The 23,212-nt window shown below is 71.5% G+C and carries 18 protein-coding genes; 10 read left to right on the top strand and 8 right to left on the bottom strand.

The annotated features are described in order from the left end of the window. Positions 1-13: 13 nt before the first annotated feature. Positions 14-1,264 carry an ROK family protein gene (locus ACFWZ5_RS14775; protein ID WP_384790612.1) on the top strand — a complete coding sequence of 417 codons (1,251 nt, stop codon included), beginning with the start codon at positions 14-16 and terminating at the stop codon, positions 1,262-1,264. 22 nt (positions 1,265-1,286) lie between these two features. On the opposite strand, the gene ACFWZ5_RS14770 is transcribed toward ACFWZ5_RS14775, so the two are convergent. Next, the gene (locus tag ACFWZ5_RS14770; RefSeq protein ID WP_384790614.1) at positions 1,287-1,577 is read right to left on the bottom strand and encodes a dihydrofolate reductase family protein; all 291 of its coding nucleotides are present in this window, start codon (positions 1,575-1,577) and stop codon (positions 1,287-1,289) included. A gap of 832 nt (positions 1,578-2,409) precedes the next feature. On the opposite strand from ACFWZ5_RS14770, the gene ACFWZ5_RS14765 reads away from it, so the two are divergent. The 4 genes from ACFWZ5_RS14765 (at position 2,410) to ACFWZ5_RS14750 (ending at position 8,047) form a co-directional block, all read left to right on the top strand. Next, positions 2,410-3,048: an N-acetylmuramoyl-L-alanine amidase gene (locus ACFWZ5_RS14765; protein ID WP_384790616.1), complete on the top strand. Its 639-nt coding sequence runs from the start codon at positions 2,410-2,412 to the stop codon at positions 3,046-3,048. 200 nt (positions 3,049-3,248) lie between these two features. Continuing rightward, the gene (locus ACFWZ5_RS14760) at positions 3,249-4,526 is read left to right on the top strand and encodes a GAF domain-containing protein (protein ID WP_384790619.1); all 1,278 of its coding nucleotides are present in this window, start codon (positions 3,249-3,251) and stop codon (positions 4,524-4,526) included. Between the two features lie 547 nt (positions 4,527-5,073). Then, positions 5,074-6,597, top strand: a complete 1,524-nt coding sequence (locus tag ACFWZ5_RS14755; protein WP_384790622.1) for an aldehyde dehydrogenase family protein — start codon at positions 5,074-5,076, stop codon at positions 6,595-6,597. Positions 6,598-7,408: 811 nt separating this feature from the next. Continuing rightward, positions 7,409-8,047 (top strand): response regulator transcription factor, encoded by a 639-nt coding sequence (locus ACFWZ5_RS14750; protein WP_384790625.1) that lies wholly within the window; start codon positions 7,409-7,411, stop codon positions 8,045-8,047. A gap of 44 nt (positions 8,048-8,091) precedes the next feature. Here the strand turns inward: ACFWZ5_RS14750 and ACFWZ5_RS14745 are convergent, their stop codons facing one another. Next, entirely contained in the window at positions 8,092-8,685 is a 594-nt protein-coding gene (locus tag ACFWZ5_RS14745) for a TetR/AcrR family transcriptional regulator (protein WP_384790628.1), read from the bottom strand. 24 nt (positions 8,686-8,709) lie between these two features. On the opposite strand from ACFWZ5_RS14745, the gene ACFWZ5_RS14740 reads away from it, so the two are divergent. The 5 genes from ACFWZ5_RS14740 (at position 8,710) to ACFWZ5_RS14720 (ending at position 13,042) form a co-directional block, all read left to right on the top strand. Continuing rightward, complete coding sequence (locus ACFWZ5_RS14740; protein WP_384790631.1) at positions 8,710-9,123, top strand: PaaI family thioesterase; 414 nt, start codon at positions 8,710-8,712, stop codon at positions 9,121-9,123. Positions 9,124-9,460: 337 nt separating this feature from the next. Then, positions 9,461-10,198, top strand: coding sequence for a Phenylacetic acid catabolic protein (locus ACFWZ5_RS14735; RefSeq protein WP_384790635.1), 738 nt, complete (start codon positions 9,461-9,463; stop codon positions 10,196-10,198). Positions 10,199-10,314: 116 nt separating this feature from the next. Continuing rightward, positions 10,315-11,109: a hypothetical protein gene (locus ACFWZ5_RS14730; protein ID WP_384790637.1), complete on the top strand. Its 795-nt coding sequence runs from the start codon at positions 10,315-10,317 to the stop codon at positions 11,107-11,109. Positions 11,110-11,208: 99 nt separating this feature from the next. Then, the gene (locus ACFWZ5_RS14725; protein ID WP_384790640.1) at positions 11,209-12,285 is read left to right on the top strand and encodes a Leu/Phe/Val dehydrogenase; all 1,077 of its coding nucleotides are present in this window, start codon (positions 11,209-11,211) and stop codon (positions 12,283-12,285) included. 118 nt (positions 12,286-12,403) lie between these two features. Beyond that, positions 12,404-13,042: a nitroreductase gene (locus ACFWZ5_RS14720; RefSeq protein ID WP_384790643.1), complete on the top strand. Its 639-nt coding sequence runs from the start codon at positions 12,404-12,406 to the stop codon at positions 13,040-13,042. Positions 13,043-13,077: 35 nt separating this feature from the next. On the opposite strand, the gene ACFWZ5_RS14715 is transcribed toward ACFWZ5_RS14720, so the two are convergent. From ACFWZ5_RS14715 to ACFWZ5_RS14690, 6 genes are read right to left on the bottom strand one after another with little or no spacing between them, the layout of a single operon-like run. Next, positions 13,078-13,515, bottom strand: coding sequence for a MaoC family dehydratase N-terminal domain-containing protein (locus tag ACFWZ5_RS14715; protein WP_384790646.1), 438 nt, complete (start codon positions 13,513-13,515; stop codon positions 13,078-13,080). A gap of 20 nt (positions 13,516-13,535) precedes the next feature. Continuing rightward, the gene (fabI, locus tag ACFWZ5_RS14710; RefSeq protein ID WP_384790650.1) at positions 13,536-14,294 is read right to left on the bottom strand and encodes an enoyl-ACP reductase FabI; all 759 of its coding nucleotides are present in this window, start codon (positions 14,292-14,294) and stop codon (positions 13,536-13,538) included. A gap of 2 nt (positions 14,295-14,296) precedes the next feature. After that, complete coding sequence (fabG, locus tag ACFWZ5_RS14705; protein WP_384790653.1) at positions 14,297-15,001, bottom strand: 3-oxoacyl-ACP reductase FabG; 705 nt, start codon at positions 14,999-15,001, stop codon at positions 14,297-14,299. A 25-nt stretch (positions 15,002-15,026) separates the two neighbouring features. After that, positions 15,027-15,485, bottom strand: a complete 459-nt coding sequence (locus ACFWZ5_RS14700; RefSeq protein WP_384790656.1) for an SET domain-containing protein-lysine N-methyltransferase — start codon at positions 15,483-15,485, stop codon at positions 15,027-15,029. After that, a complete protein-coding gene (locus ACFWZ5_RS14695; RefSeq protein WP_384790659.1) occupies positions 15,466-21,327 on the bottom strand; it encodes an SDR family NAD(P)-dependent oxidoreductase in 5,862 nt (1,953 codons plus the stop codon). Before ACFWZ5_RS14695 ends, ACFWZ5_RS14700 begins: the two co-directional genes overlap by 20 nt. Further along, on the bottom strand, positions 21,324-23,114 hold the full coding sequence (locus ACFWZ5_RS14690) for a fatty acyl-AMP ligase (protein WP_384790662.1): 1,791 nt from the start codon (positions 23,112-23,114) through the stop codon (positions 21,324-21,326). Before ACFWZ5_RS14690 ends, ACFWZ5_RS14695 begins: the two co-directional genes overlap by 4 nt. Positions 23,115-23,212: the final 98 nt, after the last annotated feature.

Below are 23,212 nucleotides of genomic sequence, written 5' to 3'. Positions count from 1 at the left end.
GGTTGACGTCGGCATGACCGCACCGCCGCACGGGGCACACCCTGGAGCGTCCGGCGCGCGGCCTGCCGGGCCGCGGCAAGGGGCGCCGGGGGCCCCGCAGGGCCTTCCCAACACCCAGCAGGGCATGCGCCGCCGCAACCTTTCCCGCGTGATGCACGCCGTCGCGGCGCAGGGCCCGCTGTCGCGCGCCGCCGTGGCGTCACGGATCGGTCTGACCCGTGCCGCGGTGTCCACCCTGGTGGACGAGCTGATCAGGTCCGGGCTCCTGGAGGAGTTGGGGCCGGAGCGCCCCGGCCGAGTGGGCCGCCCGGGTTCCGCACTCGCGGTCAGCGCCCACGGGCCCGCCGGGATCGGAGCGGAGGTGGGCGTCGACCACCTCGCGGTGTGCGCGGTCGACCTGCGCGGCGAAGTACGCGCGCGTGCACGACGGGAGACCGCCAACCGGGGCCGCTCGCCGGAGCCCGTGCTCACGGAACTCGCCGCACTGGTACGGCAGGTGAGCCGCGAGATGGAACGGGAGGGCCTGCGCCCGGCCGGTCTGGCCGTCGCCGTGCCCGGACTGGTCGCACGCGGCACCCACACTGTCGTGAGCGCCCCCAACCTCGACTGGCACGGCGTCGATCTCGAAGCCCTGTCGCTGGCGGGCACGCCGCTGACCGTGGACAACGAAGCGAACCTCGGAGCCCTGGCAGAGCTGTGGCTCGGCGACGGGGCGCCGGAGAACTTTCTGCACGTCTCGGCGGAGATCGGCATCGGTGCGGCGCTGGTGGTCGACGGGCAGCTGCTGCGCGGCAGCCGAGGGTTCGCGGGCGAGTTGGGCCACGTACCCATCCACCCGGAAGGACCCGCGTGTCCGTGCGGCGGCCGGGGGTGCCTGGAGCAGTACGCGGGCGAGGAAGCGGTACTGCGTGCGGCGGGACTGCCCCCCGGGCCGGATCGTGTCGGGCTCCTCGCCGACCGCGCCGCCGAGGGGGACGACGACGTCCGGCGAGCCCTGCACGGCGCCGGGACCGCGCTGGGGATCGCGCTCACCGGCGCGGTGAACCTGCTGGATCCACAGGCGGTCGTGCTGGGCGGCGCGCTGTCACGGCTGGCACCCTGGCTGCTGCCCTGTCTGGAGCGGGAGCTGGGACGGCGCGCCGCCGGCCCCGCCTGTGACGTGACCGTCTCCGGCATCGGCTCCGAAGGTCCCCTGCTGGGCGCGGCGCACTCCGTCGTACGGGCGGTGCTCGACGACCCGGCAGGGGTGGACGGAGTGACGTAGACGCTCGCCCGCTGCGGAGTGCTCAGCGACGCGTCAACCGGGCATACGTGGCGGCCGCGGAGCTGACCTGCTCCACGACCTCGTACGCGTCGACGGCGTCGCCCAGGTTGTCGAGCAGCCGCTCACCGCTGCCGACGAGCATCGGGACGACGGCCAGGTGCAGCTCGTCGACCAGACCGGCACGGACATACTGCTGAATGGTGGCCGCTCCTCCCCCGAGGCGTACGTCCTTGCCCCCGGCCGCCTCGAACGCGCGCCGCAGCACCGTCTCGATGGGCTCGTCCGTGAAGTGGAAGGTGGTCCCGCCCTCCATGTCCAGTGAGGGTCGCGTTGTGTACGCGCAGTTTGGCCATGGCGTTCTCCTCGGTACGGGTTCAGTCGGGATCGCTACGGGCTCGTCAGGGAGCTGAAGGACCGCCCTCACTTCCGCGTCGAACAGGAGACGGCCTGATCGACACGTCCGGCGGGATTTCTCGCGGAATTTCTCCCGGACGCGGCGCGGAAGCCACCGGCCTGGCCCAAGCTCCTGCATGCGCATCCCCCACACGAGTGGCTGGGTTTTCCACAGTCACACGCCCGTGCACAGATGCGCAGCGGGCCCTTCCGCCTCAACCCGCAAGGCCCGTACGGTAATTCGCGTGAGCCGCTCTCCGCGCTGGTGACAGGGGTGCGGGGCTCACGGATCGGGGGAATCACATGTCGGAGAATCCGGAGTTGCGCGCCTGCGGCGTGGCCGTCGAGTGCGCTATGAACACCGTTGTGATCGTCGATGTCGGGCAACGGCTCGTGAGGGATTTCGGCTTCAACAATCTGGACGCGTGTCAGTTCGCCGCCCACACTGTGCAGGCACCGCTCGCGCCCGTCGGTGACACGGACGCACCGCTCTGCCCTGCACCGCCCCACCACGCACCGCCTCATTGCGCACCGCCTCGTTCCGCACCGCTGCGCTCCGCACCGCCCCACTGCGCACCACATCTGACCGCGCCCCACGAGATATGAAGCTCTCCCTGCCAGGTCCAGACACGCACACGCCGTGACATCCGCCCGGTACGCCCGGTGCTCCCGGTACGCCCCACCGTGCCGTCCGCGGAACCGCCACGCGCTGTGACGTCCAGCTGCTCCCCCCACCGAGAGGCACACCAGCCATGGATCAAGCACGAGACCGAGCGACGTACGAGACGCAGGACACCTCGCGCACAAGACTCCCGAGCAGGCGCCGACTGCTCCAGGGCGCGGCCCTCGCGGCCGTCCCCTCCGTGCTCCTGACCTCCCACCGCGCCGCGGCAGGGACTCGAACGGACGACTATCCCCCGGCCGAATGGGTGCCGGCCAGCACCTCCAACTACACCGCTTCCAACCGCCCCAGCAGCTATCCGGTCAAGTACGTGGTCATTCACGTCACGCAGGAGACGTACGCCGACACGCTGGCCATCTTCCAGAACCCGGCGAAGAAGGTGTCCGCGCACTACGTGGTCCGCTCTAGGGACGGACACATCGCCCAGTGCGTCCGCGAGCGCAACGTCGCCTGGCACGCGGGTAACTGGACCTACAACACACAGAGCATCGGCATCGAGCACGAAGGATGGGTGGACAAACCGGAATACTTCACCGACGCGATGTACGAGCAGTCCGCCGCCCTGACAGCGGCGATCTGCAAGAAGTACGGCATTCCCAAGGACCGCGAGCGCATCATCGGCCATGTCGAGGTCCCGGGCACCGACCACACCGACCCCGGACGGTACTGGGACTGGACGCGCTACATCCGCATCGTCAACTCCTTCTGATCCTTCCGAACCGCCCACCGGTCCGGCACGCGCTCCGCGTCGGCGGGCAGTCGACAGGCAGTCGACAGGGACTTGGCAGGCAGGCGGCAGGCCACTGATGAAGATCGGCCAGCGACCGCGCGCGAGCGCTTGTCGGGTTCTGTTCCCGGGGTGACGATGGCAGCACCGCGCCGCTGTCGTCGCCATCCCGGGAGGCCGAGTTGACCGATCCATGGGTGGCCCTGGAGCCGGGCGCCGACCCCGACGAGCGGGTGCGGGAGGTGCGCCGGGCCCATGAGCGGTTCACCGCGGCGGGGGCCGTCGCCCGCCCGGTGCGCTCCGTGGTGGCCGACTCGTGGCGGCGTTCGCAGCGGGCCCGGGTGAGCCCCGAGGGCAGCGGGGCATCGGTCGAGCTGACGGCAGGGGATCTGGGCGCCTATCGGGCCGAGCATCCGCTGTCGCGGGTGATGCCGCTGTTCCGGGAGTTGATGGGAGGGTTCGCCAAGGACGGGGAGCATCTGCTCGCGGTGTGCGACGCGCACGGCAGGCTGCTGTGGGTCGAGGGCCACCCCACGACCCGAACGCGGGCCGGGCGGATGAACTTCGTGCCGGGGGCGCGGTGGGCGGAGTCGGCGATGGGGACGAACGCGCCGGGGACGGCCGTCGCCGTGGACCGGCCGGTGCAGGTGTTCGCGACGGAGCACTTCGTCCGGAGGGTCCAGCCGTGGACGTGTGCGGCGGCGCCGGTACACGATCCGCGTACCGGGCAGTTGCTCGGGGCCGTCGACGTCACCGGCGGGGACGGCCTCGCGCATCCGCACAGCCTGGCCTTCGTGCAGGCCGTGGCGCGCGCGGCGGAGTCGCACCTGGCGCTCCTGGCCCCGGCGGCCGGGGTGGAGGACACGCTGGAGTTGGCGGCGCTCGGGCGGGACGAGGCGCTGTTGCTCATGGGCGGCCGCAAACAGCGCCTGAGCCGACGGCACAGCGAGATCGTGCTACTGCTCGCTCGGCACCCCGAGGGGCTCAGCGGGGATGAGCTGTTGTGCGCGCTGTACGAGGACGAGTCGGTGACGCCGGTGACGTTGCGGGCGGAGCTGGCACGGTTGCGGCAGGTGCTCGGGGCGGAGGTGCTGCGGTCCCGGCCGTATCGACTCGCGGTGCCGGTCGCGTCCGACGTGGACGTGGTGGAGCGGCGCTTGGGGTGCGGGGCGGTGACGGCGGCCGTCTCCGTGTACGCGGGACCGTTGCTGCCGGGGTCGCAGGCGCCGGCGGTGGTGCGGTTGCGGCGGAGGCTCGCCGATCAGGTGCGGGCGGCGCTCATCGCCCGCGGTGATCCGGACCTCCTGTCGGACTGGGTGCACGCGCCGTGGGGTGAGGACGACGTGGAGGTGTGGCGGGCGTTGGCGGCGGTACGGCCGACGGCGCCGGTGGTGACGCGGCTGCGCGCGCTCGACGCCGAGCTGGCGGCCCCGTCGCCCGTCCGGTCACCACGTCCGTAACCACGGGCGGACCCGAGCTCCCAACCCGGCGCCCTCACCGCACCCCCAGTCCCGGCCCCGAGACTCACGACCTCCGCTCCCAGCCCCAGCCCCAGCCCCAGTCCCAGCCCCAGTACTCAGCTTGCGGCCCCGACCCCACCCCTCTGCTCCCCGCTTCAGCCATAGCCCCCATCTTTATCCCCATCACCATCGCCATCCCCAGCTTCCGGCCCCGCGTCCAGCCGTAAGCCTCCGGCCCCCGTTCCTGCTCCCAGCCTCGGTCCCGTCCCAGCTCCAGCCCTCGCCGTCAGTCCCTGCCCCAGCCCTTCAGCTTCCGACCCTCGCTCCCGGTCCCTGCTCCCCACCTCAGCCTCTGCCCTCTGCCCTCTGCCCCCGCCCTCGCTCCCAACCCTCAGCCCTCAGCCCTCACTTCCGACCCCTGACCCCCGGCCCCCGGCCCCCGACCCCCGACCCCCGGCCAGCGCAACGTACTTGCAACCTCGCCCTCCCTAGCCTCCCCGCCGAGAGCTGCCCGATGGTGGGTGGCGTTTGTGGGGAGGCAGTCAAGATGGCCCGTTACGCGGCGCCCGGTAGCGAGGGCGCGGTCGTCTCCTATCAGGACCGGTACGACCACTTCATCGGGGGCGAGTACGTGCCGCCGGTGCGTGGGCAGTACTTCGAGAACCCGAGTCCGGTCAACGGGCAGCCGTTCACCGAGGTCGCGCGGGGCACGGCCGAGGACGTGGAGCGGGCGCTCGACGCGGCGCACGCAGCCGCGCCCGCGTGGGGCCGTACGTCGGTGGGTGAGCGGGCGGCGGTGCTCCGGCAGATCGCGGATCGCATGGAGGCCAATCTCGAGGCGCTCGCGGTGGCCGAGAGCTGGGAGAACGGCAAGCCGGTGCGGGAGACGCTGGCCGCCGACATCCCGCTCGCCATCGACCACTTCCGCTACTTCGCGGGAGTGATCCGTGCGCAGGAGGGGTCGCTCAGCGAGGTCGACGAGGACACCATCGCGTACCACTTCCATGAGCCGCTGGGTGTGGTGGCGCAGATCATTCCGTGGAACTTCCCGATCCTGATGGCGACATGGAAGCTGGCGCCCGCGCTCGCCGCCGGGAACGCGGTCGTCCTCAAGCCCGCCGAGCAGACCCCCGCCTCGATCCACGTCTGGCTGAGCCTGGTGAGTGACCTGCTGCCGCCGGGGGTCGTGAACGTGGTCAACGGTTTCGGTGTCGAGGCGGGCAAGCCGTTGGCGTCGAGTCCGCGGGTCGCGAAGGTGGCGTTCACCGGGGAGACCACGACCGGGCGGTTGATCATGCAGTACGCCTCGGAGAACATCAAGCCGGTCACGCTGGAGCTCGGCGGCAAGAGCCCGAACATCTTCTTCGACGACGTGTGGGACGCGGACGACGACTTCCGCGACAAGGCGCTCGAAGGCTTCACGATGTTCGCGCTCAACCAGGGCGAGGTCTGCACGTGCCCGTCGCGGGCGCTCGTCCAGCGCGGTCACTACAACGAGTTCCTGGAGGCGACGATCGCCCGCACCGAGCTCATCAAGCCGGGCCACCCGCTCGACACGGACACGATGATCGGCGCCCAGGCCTCCAACGACCAGTTGGAGAAGATCCTTTCGTACCTCGACATCGGCCAGCAGGAGGGCGCCAAGGTCCTCACGGGCGGCCAGCGCGTCGAGTACGACGGGGAGTTGGCGGGCGGCTGGTACGTGCAGCCCACGATCTTCGAGGGTGACAACCGGATGCGGATCTTCCAGGAGGAGATCTTCGGTCCGGTCGTCTCGGTCGCGTCGTTCAACGACTTCGACGACGCCATCAAGATCGCCAACGACACGCTGTACGGCCTGGGCGCCGGGGTGTGGACGCGGGACATCAACACCGCGTATCGCGCGGGCCGTTCGATCCAGGCGGGCCGCGTCTGGACGAACTGCTACCACGCGTACCCGGCGCACGCGGCGTTCGGCGGCTACAAGCAGTCCGGCATCGGCCGCGAGACCCACAAGATGATGCTGGAGCACTACCAGCAGACGAAGAACCTGCTCGTGTCGTACTCGCCGAAGAAGCTCGGCTTCTTCTAGGCGCAGGCGTTCAAGAAAGGCGCCTGACCTGGGCCTGTGGCCCGGCAGGCGCCTTTTGCGGGCGCCGCGCCGTCGGGCCGTACGGCGAACTCGCCCGGGGCGGGCGCCCGCCTTGGCCACTCCCTGCGGGTGCGGCGAGGCATTCCGATCTCGACAGATCGATTGCCCCACGGAGCCATTGCCCCACGGAGCCATTGCCCCACGGAGCCATTGCCCCACGGAGCCATTGCTCCACGGCGCCATTGCTCGAAGGATTCATTGTTCGCAGCATCGATTGTTTTCAGAAGAAATGGCCGATTCCAAGGAGCCGCATCGCCGCCACATACCCATACGGAATATTTCATTCAGATCTCCCCATGAGGCTGACCGTGATGTACGCTCGCTACGAGCCCGACGTCGGGCCGAGGGGTGACACCCAGTACGCGAAGGAGATGCTCGCGCACCTGGCCGGTTTTCCCCATCGGCCATAGTGAAGCCGGAACGGCCCACATGACGGGATACCAGGACAAAGTCTAAGATCGGTGAGGGCAACGAGTCGGACAACCCGCGCTCAAGCCTTCGTCATAGCGATCCGGAACCCACTCCTCACCGGTTCCGGATCGCACTGGTTCGCCTTGATGTCGTAAAGAACTGCGCTATGCCGACGGTCCAGAATTGTGGCCCTCTTTGCTGCGTCTCCAACTGGTCAGCAGTGCATGCAGCTCATGGGCGGGCCAGCACGTTCTGACCTTATTCGACGTTGTGGTCGCCCCTGCTGCCCGACCTCCACAGAGGCCGGCAGACGGCCACACGGGGGAAAAGGACGCCGCATATGGCTCAGATACAGCTGCTGATCGCCGACGATCAGGTCGTGACCCGATCCGGTCTCGTGGCGATGAGCAGGGAAGCTCCCGGACTGCATGTGGTCGGCGTGGCGCAGGACGTGCCCGGCGTCCTGACCGCCGTCGACTGCGGGAATCCCGATATCGTCCTGCTCAACCTGCGGAAACTGACGGGGGACAGCCTCTGTCGCCTCGTCCAGCTGATCGGCGCGCACATTTCGGTCATCGTCCTGTGGTGCCACGACTCCGTCGTCACGATCCAGGATGCGATTCGGGCCAAGGTGGCCGGGTTCATGGCCCTCGATATCCTGCAGGAGGAATTCGCCAGCGTGATCTCCCTGGTCAGCCGGGGCTGTGCCGCATACCTCCTGCCGCGGGAGCGAATATGCGACATCGGCGACACCTGCCCCACGTTTTCGGCCCCGGGACCGATGTCGAGCCTCACCTCACGGGAGAACGACGTGCTGCGGCTCCTCGCCGACGGCATGACGAACAAACAGATCGGCTCCGCCCTGCATATCGCCGAGAACACCGTCAAGAAGCATGTACATCGCGCCATGATCAAGTTATCGGCCTCCAGCCGAGTGGAAGCGGCGCTGCTCGTGTCCCGCCTCTGTCCGACCGACTGATCGGCCGACTGATCGGCCGACCGATCGCCCAGCAGAGAGGCGGATCAGCACAGGAGCGAGGTGAGCAGCACTTCGTAGGTCCGGCCTGCGCTGACGGCCGCCTCAGGGCCTCGCATCGCGACCTCGTGCCCGAGATAGGTCAGCGCGCCAAGGAGGGCGAGCGCAAGCTGCCGGGGCCCCTCGGCGCCGAAGTCCGCACCGCACGCCGCGGGGCGGGCCCGCTCCACGAGGCGGATCGTCGTCGACAGCCACCATCGCTCGTCGATCTCACGCCACCGCTCGTAGCCGAGCACCGCGGGCGCGTCGAGCAGCAGCAACCGAGCGACGGCGGGATCGGCGCAGAAGGCGAGGAACTCCTGCCCCGAACGCAGGAGTTGCGGCAGCGGCTCGCCCTCGACGTCGAGCGCCCGGACCCGCCGGGCGAGCTCGCGGTGGATGTCGTGCACGACGTCCACGAGGAGCGCCTCCTTCCCGGCCCAGTGGTGGTACAGCGCACCGGTCGTGAGCCCGGAACGCTGGGCGATCTCCGCGATGGTCGTCGAGGAGTAGCCACGCTCACTGAACAACTGCCGTGCGGTGCGCGTCAGTTGGGTGCGTGTGGTCTCGGTCCGTTCCGCGTTGGATCTGCGCTGCGACATACCTAACGATGCTATGTTTCTTCGATGATGGATGTCGACGCAGCCCAGGCCGTCCTCGATAACAGTCCCTTCGGCCCCTGGTGGGGATTCAGAGTGGAATCCGTCAAGGAGGGGCATGCCAGGGTCTCGCTGCCCCAGCGTCCGGAACTCTTCCGCCCCGGCGGCGTCCTCCAGGGCGGCTGCGCCATGACGCTCGCCGACGTGACCTGCTGGATCGCGATCATGTCGCTGTTCGGCGAGGACGATCCTTCCGTCACCCAGCAGATGACGACGAGCTTCCTCGGCCCGGCACGCACCGACCTGGTCTGCGAGTCGACGATTCTCAGGCCCGGCCGCCTGATCGTCTACGGCACCGCCGAAACGACCGACACCGCCGGCAAGCTCGTCTCCCACCACACGCTCACGTATATCCGACCGCCGCAGCGGAAGGGGGCCTGAAGAACGCGGCTGTTCCCGGTCGGAGATCCGGGACGGCGGCGACGCCCCCGGCGAGCAACAGCACCGGGTGACAACTCCCCCGCCCCATAGGCCCATCCGCACACCAGCACACCCGCACCATCAATAACCCCCCACACCACGCGACTTCCGCGTGCGACGTGGGGGGTCAGTTGCGTTACGGCACTTTCGAAGTACCTCGGAAGGTACTTTCGAAGTACCCCCAAAGAGCCACCGGGTTACCTCCATCGTTCCCGGAGGATATGGCTCCATCGTGGCCTGTCGACGCCGCGAGTCGGCCGGATAGTCTCCATTTCTCGGCTACCCGGAGGAGATTCGTATGGCGGACGTCTTTTCGGAGACTGTGGACCTCGAGAGTGTCGGTGAACTCCCCGAGGAATACCGCGAGGTCCTGACCCATCAGATGCTCGCCAATGGCGAAGGCGAGCTGAGTGCCGGCGACACCTACGTCGACTCGTTCTATCCGCTCGCCCCCAATGCCGACGAACGCTACATCTGCCTCAAGTTCGGCATGGAGGAGGTGGACCACTTCCGCCGCTTCGCCAAGCTGCTCACGCCGCTCGGCATCGACACCTCACACATGGTGAATCAGGCCGTGAAGGACCGGCGCTACTTCCCCGCGGAGAGCATGACCACGCAATTCACCGTCTGGGAGGAGCGCGCCGCGTTCAGCTTCCTCTGCGAGCTCGAAGGGCATTTCCAGATCAAGGAGATGACCACGAGCACCTACGGGCCGTTGCGCGTCGAGGCCGACGCGATCCTCAAGGAGGAGGCCCGGCACTTCGGTTACGGCAAGCGACTGATGCAGCAGGCGTACGACGCCGGCGGCGAGTCCCGCGACCGCGCCCAGAAGTCGCTCGACCGATTCTACCCGATGGCCCTCGACATGTTCGGGCGGCCCGACTCCCGCCGCGGACGCCTCGCCGTCCGGTGGGGCCTGCGCAAGCACGACAACGGTGAGCTGCGCGAGCTCTACAAGGAAGCGATCGCGGAGCACATCGAGAAGATCGGCTTCTCCGTCCCCAAGATCGACCCCTCGCAGCTCCAGTTCGCCTGAGCGGCTCGGCTCAGGAGTTCGCCTGAGCGGCTCGGCTCAAGCGTTCGCCCGAGCGGCTCGGCTCAAGAGTTCGTCCGACCCATCCGCCCCCGTCCACCCCACCGGAGAAGGAATCGATGACGACGACCGACACGCTGATCGACCGGATCAAGACGCACCGCGTCTTCTCCCACCCCCTCTACGACCACTGGGCCGCGCGGCCCCCGACCGCCGAGGTCTCGGGCGCGCTCTTCCACCAGGTGCAGTCGTTCTGCGCCTCCACCCGCCCCGGCGGCGAGTTCCCGACCGCGCTGCGCAGCCTCGGCTGGGACCAGCAGGCGGTCCTCATCGAGGAGATCGTCGACAGCGAGTCCGGACACGGCCCCGAACTCGCGACCATGGCGGGCCACATCGTCAACCGCACCGGTTCCCAGGTCTTCGACGACGTCTACGACACCGAGCGGGTCGAGGCCTGGCTCAAGGAGTCGTCGGACCGGCTGCTCGCCGGGCTGCCGGGCTATGACAGCGAGACCGGCCTGACGGCCCAGGCACAGGCCGCCATCGACGTGTTCAAGCGCCGGTTCACCTCCGACGCCGAGACCACCGTCCGCAACCTCGGCACGGCGCTCGCGCTCGAGATCATCTCCAACCAGTCGCTGATCCCCGGCGAGAAGCGCGCGCTCATCGACTCCGGCCACTACAAGACGGACCTCGACGAGCCCGAGATGCACTACATGGCGGAGCACTGGGGTGACGACGGTGCCGAGCAGCAGCACGAAGCGAACGTGATCAGGGCTGTCTCGACCGTCATGGACTCGTCGAACAGCGAGCAAATAGCGCAGGGAGTGGAGGACTTCCTCAATTCGCTGTGCGCGCTGTGGGACGTCCTGGACGCGGCACTGCTCACGTCCGGACTTCAGCCGGCCGAATAGTTCTCAGCCGGACGGGCCGGCGGTTCACGCCTGGGCGGTGCGCGCCCGTGGGCGGGGCCGCCGGTCCGGCTTTCACTGGACGGGATTCTGGGGTGGGTTATGAGTGTGTTCGACGAAATGGACGGCCACGAGCAAGTTCTGTTCAGCTCAGGCCCTGGCGGGCTGCGCTGCGTCATCGCCATTCATTCGACGCTGCTGGGCCCCGCGCTCGGCGGCGTCCGCTTCCTTCCGTACCGCAGTGACGACCAGGCGATCAGCGACGCACTGCGGCTCTCCCGCGCCATGACGTACAAGGCGGCCTGCGCGGGCCTCGACATCGGCGGCGCGAAGGCGGTCATCTTCGGCGGCGCGGGCGTGGAGAAGTCGGAGACGCTGCTCCGCGCGTTCGGGCAGGCGGTCGAGAGCCTGTCGGGGCGGTTCATCGCCGCCTGCGACATGGGCATCACCACGGCCGACCTGCGGGTCATGCGCAAGGAGTCCCAGTGGATACGCGGCCTCGACGTCGAGGAGGGCGGGTCCGGCGAGTCGGGCGCCATGACCGCGTACGGCGTGAGCCTCGGCATCCGGGCGTGCCTGCAGCACCTCGACAGCAACGACAGCCTGGCGAACCGCCATGTCGCCATCGACGGCGTCGGCAAGGTGGGCGCCCGCCTCGCGGCGTACCTGGCGGACGCGGGCGCGCAGCTGACCGTGGCCGACATCGACCAGGAGAAGGCCGAGCGCGTCGCGGAGGAGTGCGGGGCGGAGGTCGTCAGCAGGGAGAAGCTCTATCTGCTCGACGTGGACGTCCTCAGCCCGAACGCGATCGGCAACGTCATCGACGCCGAGCTCGTGGACAAGCTGCGCTGCCGGATCGTCGCGGGCGGGGCCAACAACCAGCTCTCGGGCCCGTCGATCGCGGAACGGCTCGCGGCGCGCGGCATCCTGTACGCACCGGACTTCGTGATCAACGCGCTCGGCCTGATCCAGGTGGTCGACGAACTGCACCCCGCGGGCCACGACATGAACCGGGTCAAGCAGCGCGCCGAACTGATCCCCGAACGGCTCGTCGAGATCTTCACCAGGGCCGGCCGCATGAACATCAGCACCGCCGCCGCCGCGATCAGCATGGCGCGGGACCGGCTCGCGGCGGTACGGGGCGTGCGGTCGTTCTGGCTGCCGCCGCGGTGCGGGTGAGGGGCACGGCACGGGCGGCTGACGGTGCGGTACGGGCGGGTGACGGTGCGGCACGGACGTGTGTGACGGGTGCGGTACGGGTGAAGGGACGCCGAGCCACGATGAGGAGCGACTGCTGATGGAGTTGGAAGCGGCCATTCGTACCCGCCGCAGTGAGCACCGTCTGATCGAACCCGCCCCGAGCGACGAGGAGTTCATCGATCTCCTCGGCTGGGCGGCGACCGCGCCCGATCACGGCCACCTCCGCCCCTGGCGGTGGATCCTGGTGCGCGGCGACAGCCGGGAGGCGCTCGGCGCTGCCTTCGCGTCCGGCGCCACCGACGAGGAGGCCGTCCGGCGCGAGGCGCGCAAGCCGCTGCGCGCCCCGCTCCTCGCGACGCTGGTCTTCGTCCCCCGGCGCAACCACCGCGTACCGGACTGGGAGCAGCTCGCCGCAAGCAGCGCGATGGTCAACTCGCTGATGCTCCTCCTGCACGACCGGGGGTTCGGCAGCATCTGGCGGACCGGCTCGTCCGTCGACTCCGCCGCGACCCGCGTGCTGCTCGGTCTGGCGCCGCACGAACGCCTCATCGGCTGGCTGTACGTCGGCAGCAAGGACCCCACCCGGCGGTCCGTGCCGCGCTCGCCGGTGTCGGTCGGCCACCGGGTGTCCCTGTTCACTCCCGCGCCCGTCTCCCAGCCCGCCCCCGCGCCCGTGCCCGCGCGGAACGACTCGCTCCAGCCCGCCGGTCATCAGCTGGTGGGCGACACGATCTGACAGCGCACCGGCCGCGCCCCGAGGGGCGCGGCCGGTCAGTGCCAGGTGATCGTCGACAACACCGTCACCACGTGCCGGTGCTCCCCGTCGCGGAGCACGCTGCGGAACGTGACGCGATGGCGGTCCGCCACCGTGTCCAGCCTGTCGATGACGGACTCGGTCCACAGCCGGTCGCCCGCGTAGACGGGGCGGTCGAAGCTGAGCTGGACCGCGGTCTGGATGGCGCCCTCCGGGTCGAAGCCGAAGTCCGGATCGGTGAGGAAGGTCCAGTAGACCCGGCTGGCGAGCACGGCGGCGAGGGTGGGCGGGGCCTGGAGGTCCGGGTGGCCCGCGGCCCGCGCGGCCGCCGGGTCGTCGTACAGCGGATGCGGGTCACCGACGGCGTGGGCGAAGACCCGGATCAAGTGCCGGGTGACTTCGTGGGGTTCGTCCGCGGTGATCGACCGGCCGCGGTAGGCGGGGTTCAGCGGCATGCGTCACCTCGCCGTCCGCGTCAGCCGCCGACGGCGTGCGCGCCGCCGTCGACGTGGACGATCTCCCCGCTGGTCGCGGGGAACCAGTCGGAGAGCAGCGCGGCGCACGCCCTGGCCGTCGGCTCGAAGTCGTCGCCGCGCCAGCCCAGGGGCGCCGTACGGGCGAAGTCCTCCTCGTCGAAACCGGGGACGCTCGTGGCGGCCGTGGTGCGCAGCGGCCCGGCCGCAACGAGGTTGACGCGGATGCCCTGCGGGCCGAGCTCCCTGGCGAGATAGCGGGAGCAGGACTCGAGCCCGGCTTTGGCGACGCCCATCCAGTCGTAGCCGGTCCAGGTCCGAGAGGCGTCGTAGTCGAGGCCGACGAACGCGCCCCCGGACTTCATCAGGGGCAGCGTCGCGGCGGCCAGTGCCTGGTACGAGTACGTGGAGACCCGCAGGCACGTGGCGACGTCGTCCCACGGCGTGCGGAGGAAGTTGCCGCCGAGCGCGCCCTGCGGGGCGAACGCGATGGAGTGCATGACCCCGTCGAGCCCGTCGACGTGCTCGCGCACCCGGTCGGCGAGCGAGTCGAGCTGGCCGGGGTCCGTGACGTCGAGTTCGAGGACGGGCGGGGGGTCGGGGAGGCGCTGGGCGGTGCGCCGGACGAGGCTGAGCCGTCCGTGCCCGGTGAGGACGACCCGCGCGCCCTGCTCCTGGGCGACCCGTGCCGTGTGGAAGGCGATGGACCGGGGCGTGAGCACACCGGTGATGAGAAGGCGCTTGCCCTCGAGAAGCCGCATGGTCAGTGTCCCATCGAAGAGCCGCCGTCGACCGGCACCACAGCGCCGGTGATGTATCCCGCGTCCTCGGCCGCCAGGAAGCGTACGAGGGCCGCGACCTCCGGTGCCGAGCCGCTGCGCCGCAGCGGGATCTGGGCGAGGTACTGCTCGCGCATCCCGGCGGAGAAGTCGGCGGTCATGTCCGTGTCGATGTAGCCGGGGGTGACGATGTTGACGGTGATGCCGCGCGGGCCGAGCTCGCCGGCGAGGCTGCGTCCGAACCCGATCAACCCGGCTTTGGACGCCGCGTAGTTCGCCTGGCCGGCGCTGCCCTGCAGCGCCACCACGGAGGAGATGAGCACGATGCGCCCTCTGCGCAGGCGCAGCATGCCCCGGACGGCCTTCTTCACGACGCGGTAGGCACCGGTGAGGTTGGTGTCGATGACGTCGGTGAAGGCCTTCTCGGCCATGTTGACGAGCAGTTTGTCCTGGACGATCCCGGCGTTCACCACCAGGACCTCGACCGGGCCTTGTGCCGCCTCCACCTCGCGGAACGCGGCGTCGACCTGCTCGGCCGAGCGCACGTCGCACCGCACTCCGAGCAGGCCCTCGGGGGGCTCGCCCGTGCGCAGCGTGACGGCGACCCGCTCCTTGTCCGCCTCCAGGGCACGCGCGACGGCCAGGCCGATGCCGCGGTTGCCGCCCACGATGAGACACGACCGATTCATTCTCAGTGCCTTCCGGATCTGTTGCCTAGCGGATGAGCGTGCCGCCCGCCGCGAGCGCCGCGGTGATGTGGGCGTTCAGCCGGTACCGCCGCAGGATGTCGACGGGTACGTGCCGGGCCCCGATGACCGTTCCCAGGCAGGAGGCCGAGCCGCACAGGCAGTCGAAGGGGCCGACCATCTCCCACTCCGTCGAGGGGTAGAAGAACGTCAGCTCCTCGCCCTCGGCGACGGCGCGCAGCGTGACGATGCGCAGGCGGGCGCAGTCGACGTACAGGTTGGGCTCGCAGGAGTGGTTGAGGTAGCGGACCTCCGGCCCGTCGACGTGGCGTCCGCCGCCGACGTCGATGGTGTGGATGGAGGGGTCGGCGGCGACCTCGCAGTCCGCGAGGCCGGCCACGGTCTCGCCTTCGGTGAGGGGCCGGGTGGCCGTGACTCCCGCTCCGTAGGGGCGGTCCTGGACTATGTCAAACGCCGTCAGCGGCATGAGCTCTCTCTTTCATCATGTGGAACACAACTTCGGCGAGGGCGGAGACCGTGGGGTTGTCCCGGAACACGGCCGGGGAGAACCCCGGCGCCATGGCACGCAGGCGCCGCACGAGGGTCATCGTCATGAGCGAGTCCAGGCCGTACGTGTAGAGCGACGTCGCCGGATCCACGGCTTCGGGGCCCGGCAGACTCAGGACGAGGGCGATCTGTGCGCGGATGTGGCTCTCCAGGGCCGCGCGGTCGGCGGGGGGTGCGCCGGGGCCGTCGGCGGGGGCGGCCGTGGTGGGGGCGGCCCCGTCCGCGAGGGATGCGGGGTCCGTGAGGTCCGTGAGGTCCGTGAGGTCCGCGAGCAGGGGCACGGGGGTGCGCGCCGCGTAGGTGTCGGCGAGGGTGGGCCAGTCGACGTCGGCGACCACGAGCTGGCCCTCCGAGGGGCCGGGCGTACGGTCCACGAGCCGGTCGAGCGCCAGGACGGCCTGGCGGCCGGGCATCAGACGCATCCCGGTGGCGACGATGGCCTCCCGCGCGGCCGGATCGTCCAGACCGTCGTGCCAGGCACCCCAGTTGACGACGCTGCCCGCGAGCCCGGCCAGGCGGCGGGCGTGGACGAGCGCGTCCTGGTAGCAGCTGGCCGCCGCGTAGTGGGCGAGCCCCTGCGAGCCGAGGAGTCCGGTCGTCGACGAACAGCAGGCGAAGACCTCCACGCCGTGCTCGGACGCGAGTCCGTGCAGCAGCGCCGTGCCGGTGACCTTCGGATCGAGCACGGCACGCAGCCGTTCCTCGGTCATGCCGGCCAGCGGGGTCACGTCCTCGGTGAACGCGGCCTGGTAGACGCCGCGCAGGGGCGGCAGTTCGGTGCCGAACCGCGCGAACAGCTCCCGCATGGCGGCCTGGTCCGTCACGGACGCGGCGACGTCGGTGACGGTCGCGCCCCGCTCCCGGAGCCGCTCGACGGTGCGTGCCGCATCGCCGCCGGCGCCTCGGCGGCTGACCAGGACGAGGTGCCGGGCGCCGAGCCGGACGAGGCGGTCGAGGAGCAGCGGGCCGAGCCGTCCCGTACCGCCGACGACCAGGTGGCAGCCGTCGCCGGAGACGGAAGCGGAAGTGGAGACGGAAGCGGAAGTGGAGGCAGAGGCGGAGGCGGTGCCCGTGCCGGTGGCTGCGGGGGACGGCTGCCGGTCGGCGACGAGGCGGGGCACCCAGCGGCGCCCGTCCCGGTAGGCGCTCTGCCGGCCGGTGAGGCCGGACGACAGCTCCGCCACGAGGTGTTCCGCCGCGGCGACGACGGACGGCGAGTCCGCGCTCCACTCCGGGGCGGTACCGGCGGAACCCTCAGCTCCGAGGCCTACGTCAGCTTCGAGCTCTACGCCAGCTCCGAGGTCCACGTCGATCAGCCCGCCCCACCGGTCCGGGTGTTCGAGCGCGACGCAGCGGCCGATGCCCCACAGAACGCTCTGCGCCGGGTGCAGCGTCCGCTCGTCCACCACGGGGGCCTGCGCGACAACCGCCTGCGCCCGGTCCGTGACGAACCAGAGCCGCGGCCCCGCAGCGGCGTCCGCGCCCGCCTGCCCGGCCTGCGCGAGGCCCACGGCCCATCCCACCGCCGCGAGGGCGAGCTCGGTGGCGGCGTCGGGCGCCTGTGCCTGCGGGCCTCCGATGTCCAGCGCGGCGCAGTGGACCACGTGCCGGACAGCGGCCTTGTCCACCTCTGCCGGACGGTCGGCCGGGCTCACGACATCGACGTCGGCTCCGGCCGCGCGCAGCGCTCCCGCCAGCGCCTCGCCCGCGCCGCCACGGTCGGCCACGACCAGCACCGGCCCGATGTCCTGGGCCCGCGCGGCACCGCCCACGGGCGTGTCCGAGGCCGCCGGGTCCAGGGCTTCGGGCCGCCAGCGCAGCCGCCGCACCCAGGCGTCGGGCAGGGCCGCGTCCGACGGACCGGACGGCCGCAGCCGCACCCCGCGGGCAAGGCCGACGAGCCTGCCGGAGCGGTACCACTCCAGGGTGGCGAGCGCGCCCGAGCCCGTCTCCTCCGCGCTGACCCACACGTGCAGGGGGCCGTCACCCGTGTCCGCGAGGCGGCTGACGCTGTCGACCCGGTCGACGATCAGGTCGCCGGTCGGTGCCGTCAGGCACGCGGGGAGGGCTTGGAAGGGGGCGTCGAGTACGCGTACCGCGTCGTCGGTCGGCAGGGCGCGGGCCTCGGCCCACACCGCGCCGTCCCCGAGCCGCAGCCGATCCAGGGCGCGCAGGGCTGTCCCGTACGAGAGTCCGGCTCCGGCCAGTGCCTCGTAGTGCGCGTCGGCCGCCAGGGGAAAGCCCTGCTCCCCCGCCCGTTCCTCACGCCCCGACGGCAGTCCGTACGGGTCCTGGTGGAGCCGGGCGGAGGCGGCGCAGGTCCACGCTGCTGCGCCGTCCTCCCTGCTGTGGAACTCCAGTTCGGCGGCGCTCAGAGCCGTGTCGGTGCGGAGCAGCACCTGAAGGCGTACTCCGGGCCGCTCGACCCAGACGGGCCTGTGCACGGTGAGGTCCCGCAGCACGGGCGCGGTGAGGCCGGCCGCGTCGGCGGCGGCAAGGCCGAGCGTCACGTAGGCGGACAGCGGCAGCAGGGGCCTGCCCCCGATGCGGTGCTCGCGCAGCGCGCGCAACTCCGCCGATTCCAGGTCGGGTTCCCACAGGCGGACGTCCGGGAGCGCGGCGATCTCGGTGCCCGCTCCCAGCAGCGGTGATGCGAGAGCGCCGACGTCACCGCGTCGTGCCGTGGCGGTCCGGGGCCGGGCGGCGGTCCAGTGGTGGCCGCGCTCCCAGGTCTGCGTGGGCAGCGCGACCAGATGTCCGGCGGCCTCCGTGGGGCGGGGCAGCGCGCGGCCGTGCTGGTAGGCCTGCGCGAGCGCCGTCAGGAGCCCTTCGCGCGCCTTCTGGTCGCGTACCAGGGTGGGTTGGACGAGGGCCCGTGGCAGGCCGCCGGACGCCAGGGTCGCCCGGACGTCACGCGCCAGGACCGGGTGCGGGCTGATCTCGACGAACCAGGTGTGCCCCGCCTGCGCGGCGGCGAGGACCGCGTCGGCCAGGAGGACGGGCCGACGGAGGTTGTCCGCCCAGTAGGCGGCGTCGAAGGTCGGCGGTCGCGCTGCGCGGTCGCCGACCGTGGAGAAGAAGGGCAGTTCCGGGCTGCGCGGTGCGAGGTCGGCGAGTGCGTCGCCCAGGGCGGGGAGCAGCGGGTCCACCTGGGGTGAGTGGGAGGCCACGTCCACCCGGACGAGCCGGGCGGTCACGTCCTCGGCCTCGTACTCGGTGACCAGGCGGGCCACGTCGTCGGCGGCTCCGGAGACGACGGTCGTGTGCGGGCTGGGGATGACGGCGACGCTCACGGTGGTGTCGAGGGCCGCGGCGGCGAGGCGTGCGGCAACGTCGTCCGCGGGCTGCTCGACGAGGGCCATGGCGCCGCCGCCGGAGACCCGCCGCATCAGGCGCGACCTGCGGCAGATCACGCGGGCCCCGTCCTCCGCGCTCAGCGCGCCGCACACGACGGCGGCCGCCACCTCGCCCATCGAGTGCCCGATGACGGCCGCGGGCCGCGTGCCGAGGTCGCGCCAGAGCTCCGCGAGGCCCACCTGGACGCAGTACAGCAGCGGCTGCACCTCATCGATGCCGGAGGGCAGTTCGCCGGACTCCAGCTGGGCGCGCAGCGAGAAGCCGTTCTCCTCCTTGACGACCGGTTCGAGCCGGTCCACCACGCGGCCGAACGCCGCGCCACCGGCGAGGAGTTCGGGCCCCATGCCCGCCCACTGGGACCCCTGCCCGGAGAAGACCCACACCGGTCCCCGCGCCGCTGCCTCCTCCTCGGCTCCCGGCGCCGCGTCCTCGGCCGGGGCGTCGGCGTACGCCCGCAGTTGCGCGCGCAGGTCGTCGCGGTCCGCGGCCACAACGGCGAGGCGGTGGCGTAGGTGGGACCGGTGACGGGTGAGGGTGTGCGCGATGTCGTACAGCGGCACGTCCCGGCCCGCGTCGGCGAGCCAGTCCGCGATCCGGCCCGCGTGGCGGCGCAGCGCCACGGGCGAACCGGCCGACAGCGGGACGAGATGCGGCCCGGACTCCGCGTCCGGCGTACGGCCGGAAGGCATCGCTGTCGTACGGCCGAGGGGCCCGCCTGTCGCACGGTCGGTGCGCGGCGCCTCTTCCACCACGATGTGGGCATTGGTGCCGCCGAAGCCGAAGCTGGACACTCCGGCGCGCCGCGGTCGTTCCGTCGCCTTCCACGGGGTCGGCCGGGTGACCACGCGCAGCGGTTCGCGGTCGAAGGGGATGAGTGGGTTGGGCGCGGTGAAGTGCAGGTTCGGCGGCAGTTCCTCGTGGTGGAGGCTGAGGACGACCTTGCTGAGCCCGGCGATGCCCGCCGCCGCTTCCAGGTGGCCGATGTTGGTCTTCACGGATCCGAGCAGCAGGTCCCGCTCCCGCTCGCCGTCGCGCAGCAGTGCGGCGGCCAGCGCCTCGACCTCGATGGGGTCGCCGAGGGCGGTCCCGGTGCCGTGGGCCTCGACGAAGTCGATGTCGTCCGGAGCCAGCGCGGCGTCGCGCAGGGCGGTCCGGATCAGCTCCTTCTGGGCGACCGGGTTGGGTGCCATGAGCCCGTTGGACAGGCCGTCCTGGTTCACGGCGCTGCCCCGCAGGACGGCGAGGACCGGGTCGCCGTCCCGCCGGGCGTCCGCGAGGCGCTTGAGTACGACGACACCGCAGCCCTCTCCGCGGACATAGCCGTCCGCGTCGGCCGCGAAGGTCTTGCAGCGGCCGTCGGCGGCCATCACGCCGGCTTCCTCGAAGTTGACGGTGACGGCGTGCGACAGGAGCAGCGACACGCCACCGGCCAGGGCGAGCCCGCACTCGCCGGAGCGCAGGCTGCGCATGGCCTGGTGCACGGCGACGAGCGACGACGAGCAGGCGGTGTCGACGACCAGGCTGGGGCCGCGCAGGCCGAGGAAGTACGAGATCCGGTTGGCGATGACGCTGAGGGCGGAACCGGTGCCGCTCCAGGCGTCGATGGTGGCGAGGTCGTTCATCTGGAGCGAGCCGTAGTCCGACGCGGAGGCCCCGACGAAGACGCCCGTGTCCGAGCCGAGCAGGGAGCGCGGCGGAATGCCCGCGCGTTCGAGCGCCTCCCAGCTGGTCTCCAGCATCAGGCGCTGCTGCGGGTCCGTCGCCGCGGCCTCCCGCTCGGAGAGCCCGAAGAAACCGGCGTCGAACGCGGCCAGGTCCTCCGCCAGATAGCCGCCGCGCCGTGCCGCGGAGCCGTCGGCCGACAGCGGGCCCGACAGGTCCGGCAGCGGGTCCGACAGCTGGTCCGCAAGGTCCGGCAGCAGGTCGCGGCGCGCGGCGGGCAGCGGCGCGACCGCGTCCCGTCCGTGGTGCAGCAGGTCCCAGAACGCCTCGGGTGTGGACGCCTGGCCGGGGAGGCGCAGGCCGAGGCCGACGACGGCGATCGCCTCGCGCTCGTGCCCGTCGACTCGGGCTTGCTCGTGCCCGTCGACTCGGGCTTGTTCATGACCGTCGGCTCCGGCTTGCGGCTCCCCCGCAGTCGTCGTGTCCGGCGGGCCCGCCGTCTCGCCGCTCAGCTCGGCCGCGAGCGCGTTGAGCGTGGGTGCCCCGTAGACGGTGACGGGCGGGACGGAGCGGTCGAGGATCTCCTCCAGCTCGCCGGAGAGTTCGATGAAGTCCAGGGAGCGCAGGCCGAGCCCGGCGAGCGGCTTGTCGCCCCCGATCTGCTCCTCGCCGACGCGCAGCCGCTCGGCGAGCCAGGTGCTCAGCAGGCCGCGCAGCTCGGCGGCGGTCCAGGTCCGGCTCACCAGCTGATCTCCAGTTCGTTCAGGGATCCGTCGGCGTAGCGCTGGGCGCTCGCCTTGCGGCGGACCTTGCCGCTGCTGGTCTTGGGCAGGGCGCCCCCGCGCAGCAGCAGCACGTCGTGCGGTTCGAGCCCGTGCCGCGCGCCGATCTCCCTGCGCAGCCGGGTGGTCCACTCGTGGCTGGTCAGGGGCCTGTTCCCGTGCGGCTGCTGGCGCAGTTCGGCCGCCACGACGAGGCGTTCGCCGTCGTCGCGTACGAGGGGGAAGGCGGCGAGCGAGACCGGGTTGAGCTCGTGCAGCGCCTGCTCGGCGGTGGCTTCGATGTCGGCCGGGTAGTGGTTGCGGCCGTCGACGACGATCGTCTCCTTGAGCCGGCCCATGATGACGAGCTCGCCGTCGTGCCGGAAGCCGAGGTCACCGGTGCGCAGCCAGTGCGGTCCCGTGCGCTCACCGGTGCGCAGGGTGAGGCGGGCCTCGAAGGTGGCGGCCGACTCCTCGGGCCTGCCGAAGTAGCCCCGCGCGACGTTGGGGCCGCTGACCCAGACCTCTCCGGCCCGGTCGGGCGGCAGTTCGGCGCCGGTCTCCGGGTCGGCGATGCGGACGGTGAGGCCGCGGAACGGCGTGCCGCAGCTGACGATCCGCCACGCGTCGGCCGCGTCAGCCGCGTCAGCCGCGTCGGCGGGGCGGGGGCGCACCTCGCCCCGGTTCAGCGCAGCGCGGTCGTAGGTGTGGGTGACGGCGCCACCGATGGCGGTGGCGACGCCGAGGGTGGCCTCCGCGAGGCCGTAGCCCGGCGCGTGCCCCTGGAGTTCGAAGCCGCACTCCGCGAACGCCTCCTCGAAGGCGTGCACGCTGTCGGGGTTGACCTGTTCGCTGCCGTTGCACAGGACGCGCAGCGAGTCGAGGCGCAGCGCCCGCTTGTGGTCGCCGGTGACGCGGCGCACGCACAGGTCGAGGGCGAAGTTGGGGGCGGCGGACCAGGTCCCGCGGTAGGAACTGATGAGCTCCAGCCAGCGCCCGGGCCGCTGGACGAACGCCATGGGTGAGAGGTGCACGGCGTGCGCACCGGCGCTGAGCGGCATGGCGACGCCCAGGATGAGGCCCATGTCGTGGAAGTAGGGCAGCCACGACACGATCACGTCGGCGTCGGTGAGGTCCGACTGCTCGGCCGCCTGCCACGCGGCGGCAGCGAGGTTCGTACGGGAGATGAGCACACCGCGCGGAGCGCTGGTGGAGCCGGAGGTGTACTGGAGGTAGGCGATGTGGTCCCGGTCGACGGTGGCGGTCGGGCCGGGGTCGCCGGCGGGGGCCGGGTCGAGGTCGTCGACGCACACCAGGCGGCAGTCCCCGGGCGCGGCGTCGTTCACGATCTCCTTGACGGGCCCGAGCTGGTCGCGCACCGTCAGGACGCAGCGCGGCGCGGAGTCCGCGAGGACGGCCTTGAGCCGGTCGTTGGGGCGGAAGGGCTCCGGCGCGTGCAGCGGCACGCAGGCGGTTCCGGCGTACAGACAGCCCAGGAATCCCACCAGGAAGTCGAGGCCCTGCGGGGCGAGCAGGGCGACCCGGTCGTCGGGGCCGGTCAGGCGGGTGAGCTCGGCGGCCACGGACCGGGCCCGGCGGTCGAGTTCGCCGTAGCTCAGCGTCTCGGCCGTGCCGGTGCGGTCGACGGAGTAGTCGACGTAGGTGAAGGCGGGCGCCCCGCTGTCCGCCCGGGCCTTGTGCCGCACCGCTTCCGGGAGGTCGGTCAGCGGGATGCCGTCTGCGAGCGGCACAGCGTCGGCGGGAAACATGGCGTGGCCTTTCTCCTGAGTTCCGTATCGGGTCGGTCGAGGCTCCGGGCGGCGGCGCGCCGCGGCTCTCGGCCGCCGCGCGCCGCACCGTTCAGGAG

Origin of the sequence: Streptomyces sp. NPDC059003, from assembly GCF_042740445.1 — a bacterium.
GTDB lineage: Bacteria > Actinomycetota > Actinomycetes > Streptomycetales > Streptomycetaceae > Streptomyces.
Note: the sequence above shows the minus strand (reverse complement) of the source record. Positions and strands in the feature narration are given on the sequence as shown.

Coding starts and splice junctions, on each gene's coding strand:
- fabI (WP_384790650.1), bottom strand. CDS start 14,294: ATGCGGCTTCTCGAGGGCAAGCGCCTTCTCATCACCGGTGTGCTCACG.
- ACFWZ5_RS14745 (WP_384790628.1), bottom strand. CDS start 8,685: ATGTCGCAGCGCAGATCCAACGCGGAACGGACCGAGACCACACGCACC.
- ACFWZ5_RS14775 (WP_384790612.1), top strand. CDS start 14: ATGACCGCACCGCCGCACGGGGCACACCCTGGAGCGTCCGGCGCGCGG.
- ACFWZ5_RS14770 (WP_384790614.1), bottom strand. CDS start 1,577: ATGGAGGGCGGGACCACCTTCCACTTCACGGACGAGCCCATCGAGACG.
- ACFWZ5_RS14755 (WP_384790622.1), top strand. CDS start 5,074: ATGGCCCGTTACGCGGCGCCCGGTAGCGAGGGCGCGGTCGTCTCCTAT.
- ACFWZ5_RS14690 (WP_384790662.1), bottom strand. CDS start 23,114: ATGTTTCCCGCCGACGCTGTGCCGCTCGCAGACGGCATCCCGCTGACC.
- ACFWZ5_RS14700 (WP_384790656.1), bottom strand. CDS start 15,485: ATGCCGCTGACGGCGTTTGACATAGTCCAGGACCGCCCCTACGGAGCG.
- ACFWZ5_RS14750 (WP_384790625.1), top strand. CDS start 7,409: ATGGCTCAGATACAGCTGCTGATCGCCGACGATCAGGTCGTGACCCGA.
- fabG (WP_384790653.1), bottom strand. CDS start 15,001: ATGAATCGGTCGTGTCTCATCGTGGGCGGCAACCGCGGCATCGGCCTG.
- ACFWZ5_RS14725 (WP_384790640.1), top strand. CDS start 11,209: ATGAGTGTGTTCGACGAAATGGACGGCCACGAGCAAGTTCTGTTCAGC.
- ACFWZ5_RS14715 (WP_384790646.1), bottom strand. CDS start 13,515: ATGCCGCTGAACCCCGCCTACCGCGGCCGGTCGATCACCGCGGACGAA.
- ACFWZ5_RS14740 (WP_384790631.1), top strand. CDS start 8,710: ATGATGGATGTCGACGCAGCCCAGGCCGTCCTCGATAACAGTCCCTTC.
- ACFWZ5_RS14730 (WP_384790637.1), top strand. CDS start 10,315: ATGACGACGACCGACACGCTGATCGACCGGATCAAGACGCACCGCGTC.
- ACFWZ5_RS14765 (WP_384790616.1), top strand. CDS start 2,410: ATGGATCAAGCACGAGACCGAGCGACGTACGAGACGCAGGACACCTCG.
- ACFWZ5_RS14735 (WP_384790635.1), top strand. CDS start 9,461: ATGGCGGACGTCTTTTCGGAGACTGTGGACCTCGAGAGTGTCGGTGAA.
- ACFWZ5_RS14720 (WP_384790643.1), top strand. CDS start 12,404: ATGGAGTTGGAAGCGGCCATTCGTACCCGCCGCAGTGAGCACCGTCTG.